The 16,844-nt window shown below is 68.3% G+C and carries 19 protein-coding genes; 11 read left to right on the plus strand and 8 right to left on the minus strand.

Annotated elements, in window-relative coordinates; genetic code table 11:
- Positions 1 to 44 precede the first annotated feature (44 nt).
- A complete protein-coding gene (gene pgl / locus ACFWX1_RS28360; RefSeq protein WP_378392354.1) occupies positions 45 to 824 on the plus strand; it encodes a 6-phosphogluconolactonase in 780 nt (259 codons plus the stop codon).
- A 117-nt stretch (positions 825 to 941) separates the two neighbouring features.
- Here pgl and ACFWX1_RS28365 read toward each other — a convergent pair whose 3' ends face one another.
- The gene (locus ACFWX1_RS28365) at positions 942 to 1,757 is read right to left on the minus strand and encodes a helix-turn-helix domain-containing protein (RefSeq protein WP_378392356.1); all 816 of its coding nucleotides are present in this window, start codon (positions 1,755 to 1,757) and stop codon (positions 942 to 944) included.
- A gap of 263 nt (positions 1,758 to 2,020) precedes the next feature.
- Between ACFWX1_RS28365 and ACFWX1_RS28370 the strand changes: the two genes are divergently transcribed.
- Together ACFWX1_RS28370 and ACFWX1_RS28375 are read left to right on the plus strand one after the other, a co-directional pair.
- Positions 2,021 to 2,500, plus strand: a complete 480-nt coding sequence (locus ACFWX1_RS28370; RefSeq protein WP_378392358.1) for a hypothetical protein — start codon at positions 2,021 to 2,023, stop codon at positions 2,498 to 2,500.
- A 179-nt stretch (positions 2,501 to 2,679) separates the two neighbouring features.
- The gene (locus ACFWX1_RS28375) at positions 2,680 to 3,594 is read left to right on the plus strand and encodes a phosphotransferase (RefSeq protein WP_378392401.1); all 915 of its coding nucleotides are present in this window, start codon (positions 2,680 to 2,682) and stop codon (positions 3,592 to 3,594) included.
- Positions 3,595 to 3,703: 109 nt separating this feature from the next.
- Here ACFWX1_RS28375 and ACFWX1_RS28380 read toward each other — a convergent pair whose 3' ends face one another.
- Positions 3,704 to 4,492 (minus strand): DUF4239 domain-containing protein, encoded by a 789-nt coding sequence (locus ACFWX1_RS28380; protein ID WP_378392360.1) that lies wholly within the window; start codon positions 4,490 to 4,492, stop codon positions 3,704 to 3,706.
- 102 nt (positions 4,493 to 4,594) lie between these two features.
- On the minus strand, positions 4,595 to 5,386 hold the full coding sequence (locus tag ACFWX1_RS28385; RefSeq protein ID WP_378392403.1) for an FkbM family methyltransferase: 792 nt from the start codon (positions 5,384 to 5,386) through the stop codon (positions 4,595 to 4,597).
- 110 nt (positions 5,387 to 5,496) lie between these two features.
- Here ACFWX1_RS28385 and ACFWX1_RS28390 point away from each other — a divergent pair, with 110 nt between their 5' ends.
- Positions 5,497 to 6,528 (plus strand): NAD-dependent epimerase/dehydratase family protein, encoded by a 1,032-nt coding sequence (locus tag ACFWX1_RS28390; protein ID WP_378392362.1) that lies wholly within the window; start codon positions 5,497 to 5,499, stop codon positions 6,526 to 6,528.
- Here the strand turns inward: ACFWX1_RS28390 and ACFWX1_RS28395 are convergent.
- Positions 6,514 to 7,821 (minus strand): hypothetical protein, encoded by a 1,308-nt coding sequence (locus tag ACFWX1_RS28395; RefSeq protein ID WP_378392363.1) that lies wholly within the window; start codon positions 7,819 to 7,821, stop codon positions 6,514 to 6,516. The genes ACFWX1_RS28390 and ACFWX1_RS28395 overlap by 15 nt on opposite strands.
- A 168-nt stretch (positions 7,822 to 7,989) precedes the next feature.
- On the opposite strand from ACFWX1_RS28395, the gene ACFWX1_RS28400 reads away from it, so the two are divergent.
- From ACFWX1_RS28400 to ACFWX1_RS28415, 4 genes are all read left to right on the plus strand, one after another.
- On the plus strand, positions 7,990 to 8,340 hold the full coding sequence (locus ACFWX1_RS28400) for a hypothetical protein (RefSeq protein ID WP_378392365.1): 351 nt from the start codon (positions 7,990 to 7,992) through the stop codon (positions 8,338 to 8,340).
- Positions 8,341 to 8,453: 113 nt separating this feature from the next.
- On the plus strand, positions 8,454 to 8,753 hold the full coding sequence (locus ACFWX1_RS28405; protein ID WP_378392367.1) for a hypothetical protein: 300 nt from the start codon (positions 8,454 to 8,456) through the stop codon (positions 8,751 to 8,753).
- Between the two features lie 4 nt (positions 8,754 to 8,757).
- Positions 8,758 to 9,708: a helix-turn-helix domain-containing protein gene (locus ACFWX1_RS28410; RefSeq protein WP_378392369.1), complete on the plus strand. Its 951-nt coding sequence runs from the start codon at positions 8,758 to 8,760 to the stop codon at positions 9,706 to 9,708.
- Between the two features lie 221 nt (positions 9,709 to 9,929).
- Positions 9,930 to 10,625, plus strand: coding sequence for a BTAD domain-containing putative transcriptional regulator (locus tag ACFWX1_RS28415; protein WP_378392371.1), 696 nt, complete (start codon positions 9,930 to 9,932; stop codon positions 10,623 to 10,625).
- Positions 10,626 to 10,643: 18 nt separating this feature from the next.
- Here ACFWX1_RS28415 and ACFWX1_RS28420 read toward each other — a convergent pair whose 3' ends face one another.
- Positions 10,644 to 12,017 (minus strand): glycosyltransferase family 87 protein, encoded by a 1,374-nt coding sequence (locus ACFWX1_RS28420; protein WP_378392373.1) that lies wholly within the window; start codon positions 12,015 to 12,017, stop codon positions 10,644 to 10,646.
- A 123-nt stretch (positions 12,018 to 12,140) separates the two neighbouring features.
- Here ACFWX1_RS28420 and ACFWX1_RS28425 point away from each other — a divergent pair, with 123 nt between their 5' ends.
- Positions 12,141 to 13,301, plus strand: coding sequence for a GyrI-like domain-containing protein (locus tag ACFWX1_RS28425; RefSeq protein WP_378392375.1), 1,161 nt, complete (start codon positions 12,141 to 12,143; stop codon positions 13,299 to 13,301).
- 273 nt (positions 13,302 to 13,574) lie between these two features.
- Here ACFWX1_RS28425 and ACFWX1_RS28430 read toward each other — a convergent pair whose 3' ends face one another.
- The 3 genes from ACFWX1_RS28430 to ACFWX1_RS28440 all read right to left on the minus strand — a co-directional run bounded on the left by ACFWX1_RS28430 (position 13,575) and on the right by ACFWX1_RS28440 (position 14,672).
- Positions 13,575 to 13,712 (minus strand): hypothetical protein, encoded by a 138-nt coding sequence (locus ACFWX1_RS28430; protein WP_378392377.1) that lies wholly within the window; start codon positions 13,710 to 13,712, stop codon positions 13,575 to 13,577.
- Positions 13,712 to 13,951 carry a hypothetical protein gene (locus ACFWX1_RS28435; protein ID WP_378392379.1) on the minus strand — a complete coding sequence of 80 codons (240 nt, stop codon included), beginning with the start codon at positions 13,949 to 13,951 and terminating at the stop codon, positions 13,712 to 13,714. The genes ACFWX1_RS28430 and ACFWX1_RS28435 overlap by 1 nt, the downstream gene beginning before the upstream one ends.
- A 121-nt stretch (positions 13,952 to 14,072) precedes the next feature.
- Positions 14,073 to 14,672 (minus strand): TetR family transcriptional regulator, encoded by a 600-nt coding sequence (locus tag ACFWX1_RS28440; RefSeq protein ID WP_378392381.1) that lies wholly within the window; start codon positions 14,670 to 14,672, stop codon positions 14,073 to 14,075.
- Between the two features lie 105 nt (positions 14,673 to 14,777).
- On the opposite strand from ACFWX1_RS28440, the gene ACFWX1_RS28445 reads away from it, so the two are divergent.
- Both ACFWX1_RS28445 and ACFWX1_RS28450 read left to right on the plus strand, forming a co-directional pair.
- The gene (locus tag ACFWX1_RS28445) at positions 14,778 to 15,896 is read left to right on the plus strand and encodes an FAD-dependent oxidoreductase (RefSeq protein WP_378392383.1); all 1,119 of its coding nucleotides are present in this window, start codon (positions 14,778 to 14,780) and stop codon (positions 15,894 to 15,896) included.
- Positions 15,893 to 16,537, plus strand: a complete 645-nt coding sequence (locus tag ACFWX1_RS28450; RefSeq protein WP_378392385.1) for a DUF3159 domain-containing protein — start codon at positions 15,893 to 15,895, stop codon at positions 16,535 to 16,537. Before ACFWX1_RS28445 ends, ACFWX1_RS28450 begins: the two co-directional genes overlap by 4 nt.
- The last annotated feature ends 307 nt before the right edge of the window (positions 16,538 to 16,844 follow it).

The following is a 16,844-nucleotide window of genomic DNA, read 5'->3' on the forward strand; positions in this document are numbered from 1 at the left end:
CGCCAAAAGGAATCGAACACTGTCTCGCGGAGCGAGGCGACCGCATGAGCAAGACCGAGGTCGTCGTCTACGCCAACGCCGATCTGCTCGCCGCCGCCGCGGCGGCCAGGCTCGTCACGCGGCTCGTGGATGTCCAGGCGGCCAAGGGGTCCGCGTCGGTGGTGCTCACCGGCGGCGGGACCGGCATCGCGGTGCTGAAGGAATTGCGGAACTCGGCGGCCAGGGACGCGATCGACTGGTCGCGCCTGGACGTCTACTGGGGCGACGAGCGGTTCGTCCCGGCGGATTCGGACGAGCGGAACGAGAAGCAGGCTCGCGAGGCCCTGCTCGACCACGTCCCGCTCGACCCGAAGCGGGTGCACGCGATGGTGGCGTCGGACGGCGAATTCGGTGATGACGTGGACAGTGCTGCCGCCGCCTACGCCGAGGTGCTCGCGGCCAACGCGGGCCCGGAGGACCACGGCGACGTCCCGTCGTTCGACATCATGCTGCTGGGCCTGGGCGGTGAGGGGCACACCGCGTCGGTGTTCCCGGAGTCGCCCGCGGTCCACGAGTCCGAGCGCTCGGTGGTGGCGGTCCGGAACTGCCCCAAGCCGCCGCCGACCCGGGTTTCGCTGACCCTGCCCGCCATCCGCCGCTCGCGCGACGTGTGGCTGATGACCGCGGGCGAGGCGAAGGCCGACGCGGTGGCGCTGGCCCTCGCCGGAGCGGGCGAGGTCCAGCTCCCGGTGGCCGGCGCGCGCGGGCACCGGCGGACCCTGTGGCTGCTCGATCGCACCGCGGCCGGAAAGCTCACCAAGGTCTACCAGCCGCCGACCGCTTAGGCGTTTCACTCGTGCGAAAAGCCCTGGCATTCCTCGGACTGCCAGGGCTTTTCGCTGTCCCTGGAAGAGTGGTCGAGCTCGCCGCGCATGACCGGCGTCTCGACGAGGCGTCTTCCTTCAACGCTGCCGGAGCGTGGCGCGCAGCTGAGTAGGCGTGCATCCGGCCATCGCCCGGACCTCTTTGGCGAAATGTGCGTGATCCGTGTACCCACACTCATGCGCGATCGAGGACAGCCCGCCCGGGAGGTCCCGATCGAGCAGGCGCACGGCGTGCTGGAAGCGCAGGATCCGTGCCGCGTTCTTCGGGGACACCCCGATCCGCGTCCGGAAGCGAAGCTCCAGGGTGCGGGTACTGACGCAGAGCTCGTCGGCCAGGGTGGTGATGGAGATCGCGCCGTCGGCTCGCTGGAGGCGTTGCCAGGCGGCGTCCGCCATGTCTTCGCCCGGCAGCCCCCGTAGCGCGCCGAGCAGGAACCGGTCCAGGACGGTGAACCGGGACGGCCAGTCCACGGCCTCCGCGAGCCGCTCGACGACCTCGAGCGCCGGACGGCCCAGCAGGTCGGCCAGATCACCCCGCCTATTCGCGAGTTCGGTCATCTCGACGTCCAGCAGCCTGAACGCGGCTCTCGGGGACAGCCCCACCGCGACGCCGCTGTGTTTTCCCGCCTGAGCGAACCGGACGACCCGGTCGTGCAGGCCGAGCACCGGGATGGCCAGGCCGGGCAGCGGTTGCTGTCCGCCGCGCAGCCAGCGCTGCGGCGACTCGAAGTCGAACAGCACCACCACGAACCCGCGCGGGAACAACCGGCGCACGACCGGACGCGGACTGAAACTCCGGTAGCCGGCATATCCGGCGACCATGTCCCGCAACGCCGCAGGCGGTGTCCCCCACACCACCTCACGAGGCCCGATCTGTGTCCGGTAAGCGGCCATGACGGTTCCCCGGTCCCGCATCGACTCCCCGCCCCCTGGTATCAACCACCCACACGATCCCCGGCAAAACCCGTCCTCGCAGGCTCCCACAACGATCTTCACACAGCCAGCACCCGTGCTTCGCATTTTTACAAGGCCGGGGGCCGATCTGGCGCTAGCGTCTAAGGCAGGTCTTCGCGGAGCGCCCTCGAGTTCATTCAGGGGCACACGTCTGGACCATTCGGATCAATTTCGATCTCGGGGAAGATGACTCAAGGGGTAACATGCTCACATTTGCTCGGCGAGTTCGTTTCGGCGCGCTCGCCTTGACGCTACTCGGCGCGATCACTCTGTCCGCCGGACCCGCGCAGGCCGTAACACCTTCGGGCCACTCGTCGCCTGGAGTTCAGTCGGGATGGGACGGGTACCGGGTCAAGGCGGCCGACGATCCGGCGGTATACCTGGTGTTGTGCGGTACGCGAAGATGGATCCCGGGCCCGGCCACCTATGACAACATTTTCGCCGACTGGAACGGAATAGCGACAACCAATGTGAACAACATTCCACGTGGCGGCGATCTGTCCGACGGCGCCGCACTGGGGAAGGGTCCCAACACCGACGCCACCTTCCTGATCAGCAACGGCCTCAAGATGTGGATCAGCAGCCCGGCCACCTTCGACAAGTACCATTTCGACTGGTCGAAGATTCGCATTGTCGACCAGGGCTGGCTGGATGGCGTGCCGTCCGGATGCAGCCTCTACTGAGCCGTGATCCGGCAATGACGTTTCGCTGACCGACCGAGCGAGGTCTCCGGCGGATCGATTCCCGGGCAAGGTAATCGACAGTGCCGGAGACCTCGCCGCGTCGCCGCGGTGAAGCACGGCGAGTGAGACAAAATCGTTTGCGGCCGATGATCGGGAAGCACCACGCTGTCGCTGTGGAGATGCACACTCATCAGCTGTCCGTGTCGCCGGAGACGGTGCGTTCGCTGGTCGACGAGCAGTTCCCCGAGTGGCGGAACCTCCCGATCACGGCGGTCGACTCCGTGGGGACGGTCAACGCCATCTTCCGGATCGGCGACCGGATCGCGGCCAGATTTCCATTACAGGCCAAGGAAATCGGCGCGGTTCGGGCCTCGCTGGAGGCAGAGGCGGCAGCGGCCCGCGAACTGGCGGGCCGCACGCGGTTCCCGACACCCGAGCCACTGGCGCTGGGCGAACCCGGCGCCAGCTACCCCCTCCCCTGGTCGGTGCAAACCTGGCTACCCGGCGTCGTGGCCGCCGAACAGGACCCGGGCGCGTCCGTCGCTTTTGGACACGACCTCGCCGAATTCGTCGCCGGAGTACGCGCGATCGACACCCGCGGGCGCACCTTCGGCGGGCGAGGCCGGGGCGGGGACCTGCGCACCCACGACGACTGGATGCGGACCTGTTTCGCGCGCAGCGAGCACCTCCTGGACGTTCCGCGGCTTCGCCGGATGTGGGCCGCGATGCGGGACCTGCCGCGGGCCGCGACCGCCGACGTCATGTGCCACACCGACCTGATCCCCGGCAACGTCCTGGTGTCCGGCGGACGCCTGGCCGGGATCCTCGACGTCGGCGGCCTGGGCCCCGCGGACCCGGCCCTGGACCTGGTGGGCGCCTGGCACCTGCTCGACGACGGCCCCCGGCGGGCTTTCCGGGACGACCTCGGCTGCGACGATCTGGAATGGGAACGCGGCAAGGCATGGGCGTTCCAGCAGGCGATGGGACTCGTCTGGTACTACGCCGACAGCAACCCGGCCATGAGCCGGATGGGGCGCCGCACCCTCGACCGCCTCATGGCGTGCACCCGTCGCACGTCGCGGCCGACTCGCTGAAGCTCATGAGCGCGCCGTTCCGGAGGAGGTATCGGACGGTCCTCTACTGGCGTCCGCTGTTCCCGGGACTCTGGAGACCCGCGTACTCGAGGCATTCGGCACGGACCGCTTAGCGGCGGAGCACGGTGTCGCGCAGAAGTTCGAGCCCGCTGGAGTCGACGCTGTAGTGGCCGAGGAACGGGTTGTCCAACGAGACGATCAGGAAGAGCATCATTCCCACGAAGATCGCGAAGAGCCCGGCGACGAGCAAGTGGGCGAGCAGGCGTCTGACGCCGAGCATCGACATGAGCACGAGGTTGATGAGGGCGCCGATGATCAACACCCACCATAGCGACGGGGGCAGTCCCGCGGTCACCGCGGTGAGGCGAGCGCGCCGCGCTTCGACAAAGTTGTTGTACTGCCTCAGCGTTTCACTGTGGAAAGCCGCTTGCCCCGGATTGGCCGGCTGGAAGGTGGCCAGCGTGTTCAGGATCGCGGTGGCCTTTTCGATTCCGCCGGTGGGAACCTGACCCCTTCGTTGCTGGGGCCAGGCCTCGTCGATGACGTAGTCGACGTACTCCTCGAGCTGTCCCCGGAGCACGCTGCGTACCGGCTCCGGGTAGGCGGACGCATCCCGGTAAAGCGCCGCGACCGTGCTTGCCTCCTTGTCCGCGGTGGCCTGCGCCTCCGAAAAGGTGGTGTAGGCGGCCGCGGCGATGAGGCCGAGCAACAGCCCGTAGAACAGCCCGGTTCCCGTCAGCACCAGGTCGACCATGGTGTTGCGCTCGTCCCGGTCCCCGAACAGCCTGCCCATGACCGGCCTGAGCACGCACACCGCGACCCATCCCACAGCCAACGTCCCCGAAACGATGATCAGGAAAAGCAGCCAGTTCGGGACGTCGTAGATCCAGAGCAGCATGGTTGTCAACAGTGGCAGCCCGCTCAGCGCTGGTCCATGACACGTTGGGATGAGGCGGTGTCGCTGAGCACGGACGTAAACGAGTTCTCCCGGCAGTGCGGGCTAGCGGATCGCGAACACCATTCCGATGTCGGCGGCCCGCTGCACCGGATCCTGCTCCGCGCGGACCGTGAAGCCGTGCGCCGCGAAGATGTCGAGGACGGTGTCGCGGTGCTCCTGCCAGCCTTCGACTTCGACCACAGCCTGCCGGATCAGCGGCCAATGTCGTTGCTCGATGCCCCGAAGTACGTCGAGTTCGGCACCTTCGACATCGATCTTGAGCAGGTCGACCTGATCGATGCCCTGCTCGTCGAGCACTGAGGACAGTGGTCTGACCCGCACGTGGTGTGTCTCCAGCCGCCGCATCACCCGCAGCTTGCGGCCGACGAGAGCGCGCAGGACGGAAGCGGGCACGCGGCGTGGTACCGGCCCCAAGCCGCCCCGGCGGATCATCTCGACGATGCTCGCGGTGACCCGCTGCCGCTCGGCCTCGATGTTCTCCTGGTTCCGCAAGGACGACGAAAAGATCGTGGCAGCCGGAAAATAGCTGAAATCGAGCTCGTCGTCGCCGGAAGCCAGCCCGTAAGGCAGCGCGGTCAGGCGTCCGTCGAAGAACTCGCGAGCGTTGCGTTCGAGCGTCGCGTACAGCGGAGGCAGCGGCTCGAAGGCGTAGATCCGCACATCGCCGTTCAACCGCTCGTAGACGGCGGCGGAGAAGACGCCGATGTTGGCGCCGACGTCGAGCACGGTCGCACCTGGCGCGAACTCGACGCCGTGGGCGAAATAGCCGCCCACCTCGTCACGGAGAAAGGACGCCTCCCAGGAATTGATGCAGTGCAGGTCGATCGCGTCCATGGTCACGTGCAAAGACCTATCAGCATCCGCGCCGACCGTCCAGACTGGATTTTCGCGAGCCGGCCCGGTGTGAGATCGACACGGACGATGTGATGCGCCAGGATGGGGTCATGCCTCGGTTGCTGCTCTTCGGCGGTTCGTGGTTCCTGGGTCGCGCTGTCGTCGCCTCCGCCTTGGAGACCGGATGGGAGGTGACCATCTTCCGGCGAGGCCGCGCCGAATCCGGGCAAGATCCTGACGGCGTGCGGGTGGTGCACGGTGACTACGCGGACCCGCGAGATCTCGTACGGCTGGCCGAGACGGGACCGTTCGACGCGGTGGTCGACAACCTCGCGTTCACACCACGAGAGACGCTGGCAGCGGCACGTGCTCTTGAACCAGTCACGCAGCGATACGTGGTTGTCTCGTCGGTGTCGGCCTACGCGGACTGGCCTTGGCGGCCGCTGACCGAGGAGTCGGCGGTACTGGAGTGCGAACCGGACGCGGGGCCCGATCCCGGCTACGACGGTGAACCCGCTCCGACCACCTACGGGTTCGGCAAAGCCGGGTGCGAGCGCGCTGTGCTCCAGACGTTCGGGACGTCCCGCTCGGTGGTGCTACGTCCTGGGGTGATCCTGGGGCCGGGTGAATACGTCGGCCGGACCGCTTGGTGGCTGGCAAGGATGCGTCGAGGCGGCCGGGTCCTCGCTCCCGGCCATCCGGACCGTGTCATCCAGCCGATCGACGTTCGTGATGTTGCCGCTTTCGCGCTACGCGCTCCGGCCGGAGCGTTCAACGTGACTGCGCCTGGTACGGAAACGATGGGCGACTTCCTGACCGCCTGTACCCGATTCGCCCCCGCCCCTGCTGGCACTGACCTGGTGTGGGTACCGGACGATTTCCTACTGGAACAGAACCTCCGGCAGTGGACTGAGTTGCCACTTTGGCGTACCTACGCCGGGGCGTGGCGAGTCGATTCGGCTCGCGCCCGCGAGGCTGGCCTCACAACTCGCCCGATCATGACAACGGTGAAGGACACGGCCGCGTGGTTGGCCAGCGGCCGGAAACTGGTCGCGTCCGATCGGGCGGCCGAACTCGGCATCTCTTCAGCTAAAGAATCGGAAATCATCGAAGAATTCGAAGAATCCCTAGGTACTCGATAGTGCGGGTGGGGCTGGCAGCTCCAAAGTGGCTGTAGACCGCGGCAACGCGTGAGCAGTGAAGTCCGCTACAGCGTCCCCGATGCGCCCGGCCTCGATCGCGCCGCGGTACTTCGCACCCACGAGTCGTCCGAGATAGTCAAGGCGCTGCGTCAATGCCTCCGTGCGATGTTCCGCAGGCAATACGAGCACTTCTCCCAAGGCTTGCTCGGCACCAGCCAGATCACCGGAGAGAGCACGCGCGGTGGACAGGTCGACCCTCGCCGCCAGTTCCCCCGCGCGCCATCGTGACCCGTCCGGCTGCGCGGCGAAAGACAGCAAAGCAGCTCCGGCCTCAGCCTGCCCGCGATCGCCATCATGAAGCGCCACATAGGCTGATCCCGCACACAGGGCACGGCGGGTCCGGTCGAAGCCGAGTTCACCACCGATGCCATCCATAAGCTCATCGGTACCCGCTCGATCCAGCTCGATCGCGCTCAAGGCAAGGTCTTCCGCTGCCTCGCGCGCGGCACCAAGATGAGCGAGCGCCCGCGCTCGCACCGCGTATAACCTGCCGCGCGAAGTCCCCGCTGGCGCTAGTTCTGCAGCCCTCGTCGCGACAGCGACGACCTCACGATACTGATCGCTCCAAAGCAGAACCGACATTGTTAGTGCTCGCGCCCAGGTGCACAACGACGGATGGTCTATTACGGAGCCATAGGTGTAGGCGGCTCGCGCAAGTTCCTCTGCAGAGTCCCTGTGACCGAGGTCGAACGCGATCGAGGACAGCAGCCCACACAACGTGCCCGCGAGCATGTACAACTCGGCTCGTTGACGTGGTTTGTGTGTGCGTTCTATCTGACCGTAAACAGTGTCACGGAGGCGGACCAATTCGGCAAGCAGCGTGAGTGGCGCGGCGGTGTAGTAGGCCCGTGCCAGGCGTGCCACTTCGGCGTGCAAAGCCTCCAGCGCGGCAGGCTCCAGCGACGCGGCGGAACGCAAAGCGTGCTCGGCGGATTCGCGTCCCGTGGTCATGAGCAGTTCCTCCGGGGTAGTCCTCACCATGGCCGGGCCGGCACCGCGCGGCGGGCCGAACAGGACCGTGATCGGCTCACCGAACCAATGTTCCAGGACGCGACGGGCCTGAGCACGAGGCAGTTCGGCATCGCCCGCGAGCCACCGCTTCGCCTGCCGTTCGGATACGTGCGCGTTTTCGCCGATCGCCAGTCCGGCGTCGTGGAACTCCTGACAGAACTCCCGAAGCGCCAAGTGAGCGGCTTGTACGTGCTGCGCCAAACGTGAACGCGTTTCCGACATCGTGCCTCCAGTGGCATTCCACCATCACCGTAGAAGCTCGTTTCCCCGTTAGGGCGTCATCTGGTCGCAATGTCCCCCAAACGGCTCGAAACGGCACTGTTGCGACCTCTCAGTGCCGGAGAACAGGGGCCGATGATCTGTCCGACGCCGTAACAGCGAGGTGGGGAAATGGTGACAAGCGCAGAGGCCGTCGCGCTGGCCGAGTTTCCCGAGCTGGGCCGCCTGGTCATCCTGCGGGACGCGGGGTGGGCCTTCCTGCCGGACCTGGACGACGAGGGCCGGGTGGCCGAGGTCCGTGGTGTGCGTGCCTGGCCCGGTTCCGACAACGCGGACGCGGTGCTGGTCCGGTTCACCACCGATGCCGCCGGGCTGCGGTGCGACGGCGTCGGTGGTGTCGTCTGGCGTCGGGAAGGCACCCTCACCGAAGTGGTCGACGGCCTGCTCGCGCTGCCCTCGCCCGGAACGCGGGGCGCACCCCGGCTGGTGAAGGCGACCGTGCCGAGGTTGTGGACGCCTTGATCGGTTGTCTCCGGCGGCGACGACGGCTTCGCGCAATGACGCTCGCACGAGCGCGCTGGACTCTGGCTCATCCACCCCGCATCGAGCCTGACTCGGCGGATGACGAGGCCGCCTTGAACACGCTGGCCGCAATGCGCGCCACCGTCGACACGGCCCGTCGACACGCCCGGCGCCGCTCCGAAACCAGGTATCTGCTCGGCGAGGCCCGCCTATGGCTCGACACCTGGCTCGACGAATGGAGAGCAGGTGAACTCCCCCAGCCTCATCTGATGGTTCTGTACCGAAAACTGGTGCGCCGGCTGGGAACCATTGCCGACCGTTTGTCCACTGTGGCCGAAGGCGACGCGCGCCGAGCACCGTCGGCCGATTGGCCGACCACTGAGCGCAACGACGAATCCGAGCGTGAAAGGTAGGCCCATGCCCGAACCACGACAGCCCGAAGGGTGGCTTTTCAGCAACTCCGGCAGCGGGCTGATTCTCTCCCCCGCCGATCTGGCGCACCAGCGGCCGAATTCCACTCGACCCGCCAACTCCGAGTCCACAATGGATGGAAAACCGTTGCCCCGGCATCCCACTCCCGCGGCGATCGCGCTCGGGCTCGGCCTCCGGGCCGCCCGCACCCAGCGCCAAGTCGGCGTCCGTGCGCTCGCCGCGGCCCTGGACATCGAACCCGCCACCGTGTCCACTGTGGAACACGCGTCCCGACGGCCCAAGGTCGAATTCGTCGTCCGTGTCCTGGGCTACCTCGGCGTCACCGGTGCCGAATACCGCAGGCTGGTCGAGTTGGCCCGGCACCTCGCCGACCCCAACTGGCTGGAGCCCGGCCCCGGATACCCCGATATCCGTCTGGACTGCGAGCAGGCCGCCGCCACGATCACCATATGGGCGCCCACCACCGTGCCCGACGCGCTGCAAACCCCCGGCTACGCCAGGGCAGTGCTCGACGCCGGAATGCTCACTCCGGACGAAGTCGACGAAGGGGCGCTGCTGCGCCTGACCCGACCCGACACCGCGAGCCGCTACACTGTGTTACTCGGGGAACCCGCGCTTCATCACCGTTTCTGCGGCGCCGCTGTCCTGCACGAACAGCTCCGCCACCTCGTCGGCCTCATCGACGATAACCGCGTCGCCGTGCAGGTCGCGCCCACCACCGATGACTGGCACCCTACGCTCGTCGCCCCGTTCGCCGTCTACGAGTTCGAGAAGCGCCGTCCACTCGTCATTTTGGGTCATCATTACGCCGACGCCTATCTCACGGAGCAGGCACCGGTCACCCGCTACCGGGATTCAGCGCATCACCTGGCCACGAAACGCGCCTTGAGCGAGGGCGACTCTCGCGACCTGATCATCGAAGCACTGAAGTCGTGAGCCTTGCACGCAGGTCCAGCCGGTTAGGTTTCGACGAGGCGTCCGGGCTGTCCGATACGGCCGAACGGCCCAACCGGACACGACCTGTGCCTGCATAGCCGCCCTTTCGGCCGGGACCCGCCGCCCGGTTCCGGCGCATGCTGATCGCGCACGGGAGGACGCTTCGCGGGAAGGCGTTCTCGTGCGGGGGAGACATGGAATGCACGGTACGACTGACCCTGATGGACGGGTTCGTCCTGGACTGCGGCGGCAGGCGGCTCGCCGTTCCCAGGACACAGCAGCGGCTGCTGGCCTTCCTGGGACTGCGGCAGCAGGCGACACGAGCACAAACCGTCGGCACGCTGTGGCCGGAGTCCGACGAGCAGAAGGCGTCCGGGCGGCTGCGCAGCGCGTTGTGGCGGCTGCACCAGCACGGCGCCCCCATGGTGGCCGCCGAGGGCGAGACGCTCCGCCTGCACGAGTGGGTCCGGGTCGACGTCGACGAACTCATTAGGACGGCCCGGTTCGTCTCGGCGGAGGGTGCCAGGGACACCGAGACCCGCGGCCGGGCGTTCCGGGACATGCGGGAGCTGTTGCCCGGCTGGTACGACGACTGGGTCCTCATCGAACGGGAGCGGTTACGCCAGCTGCGTCTGCACGCGCTGGAAGCACTGGCCGTGCGCGACCTGGAGACGGGCCGCCACGGTGACGCGGTGGAGGCCGCGCTGGCGGCGATGCGCACGGAACCGTTGCGGGAGAGCGCACAACGGCTGCTGATGGAAATTCACCTCGCCGAAGGCAACTACAGTGAAGCGCTCCTCACCTACGAAAGCTATCGGTCGCTGCTGCACCGCGAACTCGGCGTGGAGCCGTCGCCGCGGATGCGCGAGCTGCTCGTCCGGGCGAGGCCACTGGCCGCGGTGCCGAACGCGGGATGACCTCCCGGCCCCCGCCGGTTACTCCACTTTGGACAAAGCCGATCGGCTGACGACTCCTCGCTGTGACGCGATGGCCGCGCGGGCGACGCGAACCGGCTCGGGAAAACGTCCGGCTCGCGTTGCCAGGCGCTCTCGGAGCGTCGCCGGAGCCGTTCCGAGTCGGCGGACACGCCGAGGGACCAGCTGGAGGACGCCCATCGCGAAGAGGGCGAGGGTGGCCAACGGGTAGGCATTGACCAGTACGTGCTGCCATCCCGTCCACGGACCTTCCGCAGGCGTCAGGACCTGCGGTCCGGCCAAGAGCAACACGGCGAGCGCGAAGATCGCGTAGCAGCCTCGGTCCCGTACGCGGCGCGGACGTCCCGCGCTCGCGGGCAGGACATTCGCGGCGAACACCACCAGCGCGGGCGCCACCCACACCCAGTGCGCGGTCCAGGACAGCGGCGAGATCAGCAGCGCCGCGGCCCCATTGGTGAGCAAAGCGGCTTCGGCGCCCACCCGGCGCATGATCACCACCGCGGCCACCAGGACCAGCACCGCCAGTGCCAGCCACACGCCGGTGTCCCAGCCGCCCCGCAGACCGAGCCGGTGCAGCCCGGCCGCGATGCTCTGGTTTTCCCGGTTGACGATGCCGGCGGGACCGGCGAGCACTCCGCCGAACCAGAACCGGGCCGACTCGGCCGGCATGAGCGCGAACATGCCCCCGGTGATGACCAGGGCGGTGATCGCCGCGGTGACCGAAGCCCGGAAGTCCTTACGCACCAAGAAGAACAGCACGAACGCGGCGGGCGTGACCTTGATGGCGGCCGCGACGCCGATCCCCATCCCGCGTGGCCACTTCGGATGTTTCACCAGGCAGTCGGCCGCGACCATGGCCATCAGCCACAGGTTCACCTGACCTTGCCCGATCGTATTGCGGACAGGCTCCAGCAGCAGCACCAGCGGCATGATCACCGCGGTCACGTGCACGCAACCGCGTCGGCCACCCTGCGGCCACACCCCGCGCACCACGGCGAAACAGGTAAAGGCAAGACAGGCGACGGAAATAACCACGGAAAGCGCCGCGGCGACCGGAAACGGCAGCGCCGCGAACATCGAAAGCGGAAGCAGCGCGAATGGCGGGTAAATGAATCCGGGAGTCCCGCCCGCGTAGGTCGCCGGCAACTGTCCATAAGGGTCCAGACCGTGCCACCAGGCGAGGACGCCTTGGTAAAAGCTATGCATATCCCCGAAACGACTCCGGTAGGCAAGGTCAAGAAGACCGAGGAGCACCAGAACGAGCACTCCGGAAAAGGTCACGATCAGCCAGGACGGAACACCGGCGGAAACCCGGATCCGGCGCACCAGCCAATCAGCGACACTCTTCCGGGAATGCGCTTCTTCTGTCTCCATACCCGGCTAGACGACAGCCGATACGGACAGGTTCTCGAAACGACGTGTTCCGCGTCACACGCCTTCCGGGAGGTTCCCCTTCGCCGTGGCGGGCACCGCTATTCTAGTGCTAGAATACCCGTCATGTCCTCCGTGCCGACCGATGGCGAGCTGACCGTGCTCGGGTTGCTCGTCGAGCAGCCCCGCCACGGGTACGAGCTGGAACGGGTCATCGAAGAGCGAGGAGTACGCGCGTGGACAGCGCTCGGCTTCTCCTCCATCTACTACGTGCTCGACAAACTGGCCAAGCGTGGCCTGATCGAAGCGGCCGGCGCGCCCTCGCGCGGCAAGTCGCGCACCACCTTCCGCGCCACGAAGGCGGGCCGCGACCTGTGCGCCGCCGCCACGCGCGAAGGGCTGGCGACGCTGACACCGATCCACGCGCGCGTCCTGGTCGCGATGGCCAACAGCCCGGGATTACCGGACGCCGACGTGGTGACCGGATTGACCCGGCGCCGGGAAGCGTTGCGGAAGCAGCTCGCGGACGTCCGGGCGGCGCGCGCCCGGCAAGCCCCCTTGCCCACCGCCGCCTCCGCGATCTTCGACTACAGCGAGGCCATGCTCGCGGCGGATCTCGGCTGGACCGAAACCACATTGGACACGTTCGCGAAGGAGACCGCGATGGACAAGTACGACGTCAAGAAGGCCCACCGCGCGCTCTATTCGCCGTCGTCCAAGGAGTTCAGCGTCGTCGAGGTACCCGAACTGCGGTACATCGCGGTCGACGGCCGAGGCGATCCGAACACCGCGCCCGCGTACGCGCACGCCGTCGAGACCCTGTATGGGGTGGCCTATGCGCTCAAGTTCGCCAGCAAGAAGTCGCTCGGCCGGGACTTCGTGGTCGGCCCGCTGGAGGGACTGTGGCGGGCGGACGACCCTTCGGTGTTCCTCGCGCGCCGCAAGGAAAGCTGGGAGTGGACCATGATGATCAGCCGGCCGGACTGGATCACCGAGGACATGGTGCAGGCCGCCGTCGACACCGTCGCCCGCAAGAAGGACAACGCCGCGCTCGGTGAGCTCCGGCCGCACACCCTCGCCGAAGGGACCTGTGTCCAGATCCTGCACATCGGCTCCTACGACGACGAAACTCCCACCCTGGACCGCCTCCACCACGACTACCTGCCCGGCAACGGTCTCACCTTCAACGGCGACCATCACGAGATCTACCTCAGCGACGCACGCCGGACTGCCCCCGCCAAGCTCAAGACGATCCTGCGGCAACCCGTCAAGCCCGTGGAGCACTGACCTTCGCGGCCCCGCCCGCGCGCGGTCGCACCATCGCGGGACACGCACCGAGGGACGCCCTCGGCGCATCCACCGCACCGAGGGACGCCCCTGGTGCACCCAACGCACCCAGGGATCCCCTCGGCACGCCCCCGGCCAGCGCAGTGACGGCGCCATCGGTCCCTTGAGGACCTCGGCGCCGAGCCACCCGCGAGGGTGAGCTGAAGGGGACTTTCCTCCGATAAGACGTGCCGAAGGGGACTTTCAGCGCATGTAACGAGAGGAAAGTCCCCTTCAGCCCGCCGCGCCGGCCGGGTCGCCGCCGTCCGCGGGCTCGGAGGTGTCGCTTTTGGCCGGATCGGGCCAGTCCAGCCCGGTTTCGGTGAGCAGGCTGTCGAAGATGGGGGTCGGGGTGGAACGCTCGCCTGCCATCACACCGCCACCACGTCGATGATCGTGTCCGCGCGGATCCACACGGGTTCGGTGTCGTCGGCGTGGCCGTCGAGCCGCACGGGTACCCAGGTGACGTCGGTGTGCGTGTCGGCGACCGGCGTCCCGGCGACCACGCCGCGACGGCAGAGCTGCCGCCGCGAGGTGTCCCGCGGTCTGCCCGGCACGTAGGTGACGCGGTGGCCCGCCGCCACCGCCGGGCTCGCTGGTTTCCGGCTCATCGGCATCCCGCCTCGCGTTCTTCAGGATCCAGGCTGGTCGGCAACGCGACCTCGCGAGCACGACGCCATGACGCGTTCTCACCCTGTTACCTGGATCACAGAATCCGCCGGACGGGAACTGTCAGCGCGGGCCGGTCAGGCAGTGCTGCGCGATCGGCCCGAACCGGCTCACGAGTTCGTCCACGGACGCGGAGGCGATCGGTTCCAGCCGCAGCACGTAGCGCGTCACGGTGAGGCCCAGCAGCTGCACGTTCACCATGCCCGCCCGCACCGCGGCGTCCGGGGTGTCGAGCAGCGCCGCCAGCCTGCCGGTGACCTCCCGGTCGATGAACTCGCGCAGCAGCGTTTCGGACTGGTCGTGGGTGGGCGCCGACCGGGTGAGCGTCACGAGCGGGGTGCGGTCGGACTTGTCGAGGCTCTCCAGGAGCGTCCGGACGATGCGATCCCCGATGCCGTCGAGGCCACCGTCGAAGACCGCTTCCAGCGCGGGCGGGACGTCGGCGGACATCTCGGTGGCCGCGGCGAACAGGCCCTGCTTAGTCCCGAAGAAGTAGAACACCATCGCGGAGTCGACCCCCGCCTCGGTGGCGACCGCGCGCACCGTGGTGCCGCCGTAGCCGTGCGCGCGGAACAACGCGCGCGCGGCCTCGAGGATCCGCCGCTTGCTCTCCGCGCCGGACCGCCAGCGCCCGGGGCGGCCGGCTGGACTGTGTTCGCTCATGACCGGGCGAGTCTATCCGGACCTTTCTTCATCAGCTGGTGGAGTTTCAGGGCCGACTCGCGCTACCGTGAACTTCATCAGGCGATGAAGAATGGGGCGACGGGGATGCGAGTGATCGTGATCGGCGCGGGGCTGGGCGGGCTGACGCTGGCCCACGGGCTGCGCCAGGCAGGGATCGACGTCGTGGTGTACGAGCGCGACAAGGCACGAGGGCGCCCGCAGGGTGTCAGCCTGCATTTCGACGACCGGGGCATGGCGGCGCTGCGCGCGTGCCTGCCGCCGTCGCACGTCGCGATGGCGGAGGCCACCATGGGCGGCCCGCGGGAACAGACCCTGCTTCTGTCCGAAGTGGACGGAGAGGTAGCGGTCGCGGATGCACGTCCGGCCGACGGCACGGTGGCGCGGCCCGGCAGGCAGGTCAGCAGGCGGCTGCTGCGCGCGGTGCTGCTGTCCGGTCTCGAAGACGCGGTGCGGTTCGGAACCGAGTTCCTGGGGTTCGACCGGCGAGCCGACGGCACCGTGCTGGCCCGGTTCGCCGACGGCGGCAGGGACACCGCGGACGTGCTGGTCGGCGCGGACGGCATCGGTTCGGCGGTCCGCCGCCAGTATCTGCCGCACGTGCGGGTGGCCGACACGGGCAGGCACATGCTGATGGGCGCGACTCCCCTGCGAGCCGCCGCCCGCGGCGGGCTGCCCGCGCTGATCGGCGACAGTCCCGCGAGCGTGCGGCTGCGCGGCACGACCATGGCGCTGGGCGTGCATCGTTTCGCCGAACCACCGGCGGCCGCGCGGGACCGCTGGCTGCCCGCGCTGCGCTCCCCCGTGATCGACGACGCCGAGGACTACGTGATGTGGGCATTGCCCGCCGCGCGGGAACCCGCCCGCTCGCCGGCCGGCTCGTGGCGCCGCGCCCGGGAACTGACGGCGGATCTGCCCGCGGCGCTGCGGCTGATCGTCGACGAGGCCTGGCCGGAACTCACGGCGTCCCTGCGGATCGGGACGATCCCGCCGATGCCGCCCTGGCCCGCCGGACCGGTGACGCTCCTCGGCGACGCCATCCACCTGGCCCCCGGCTTCGGCGGAAACCTCGCGATGCAGGACGCGCGCCGCCTGCGCGATGTCCTGCGCCAAGCGGATCGCGGCGAACGAGAACTGCTCCCCGCGATCGGCGCCTACGAGGACGCGATGCGCCGGGACGCCTTCCCCGTGGGACACAGCGCATGAATTTCACCTTGCTGACCAGGAAATCGCTGTCCCTGTTCGCCGCCGTCGGCGGCTGGCGCACGGTCGCCGAAGCCATCGTGTCCCGCGTGCTGTTCCTGATCGCCTACCTGCTGACCGGCCGGGTGGCGGCTTCCGCGCTGGTGGCGGTCGGCGGGGTGGTGGTGTTCGCCGTGATCCGGATGTGCACCGACCGGAAATACTGGCAGCCGGTGGTCGGGCTGGTCATCGTCGGCGTGTCCGCGCTGCTGGCCGGGAGCAGCGGGCAGGGAGTGGACTTCTACCTCACGAGCCTGCTGCTCCCCTCGGCGGCCGGGGTGGTGCTGCTGGTGTCCATGCTGGTGCGCTGGCCGGTGATCGGTGTGGTGGTGGGCGCGGCACGCGGTGACCGCTCCGGCTGGCGGCGGGACCGGCCGCGACGGCGGCGCTATCAACTGTGCACGGCGGTATTCCTGGTGAAGCTCGTCATCGAAGTAGCCGTACTGGTGCCGCTGTACCTGGCCGGGCACGTCGTCGCACTCGGCGTCGCCAGCACTCTGCTCAGCTCGCCCACGCTGGCTCTTTGCTTCTACCTGTGCTGGCGAATCCTGCGCTCCGAAGCGGACTTCGAGCCGGCGGAGCAGCACCCGGCCGGGCACTCATGACGGAAAGCGCCGGGACGACCGGCACACCGAGGGACGCCCTGGGTGCATCCACCGCACCGAGGGACGCCCTCGGTGCAACCGGTCTCCCCCAAGGAAACTCGTTCACGGCGTCGCTCGCGCGTATCGGAAACGCCGTGAAGGCGTCCTTTACAGCGCTGCTCCTGAAGCCGCCGTTCCGCGACGATGTCCCGAACGCGCCGTTGGCGACGGTGAACGTCGCGAACGCGTCGTTCACGGCACCGGCACCGCGGCGCCGGGCGTCGCACCCCATGTCGCGAACGCTCCGTTCAGGACGTTGATCGTCCCC

This window comes from Amycolatopsis sp. NPDC059021, from assembly GCF_042739895.1.
GTDB lineage: Bacteria > Actinomycetota > Actinomycetes > Mycobacteriales > Pseudonocardiaceae > Amycolatopsis.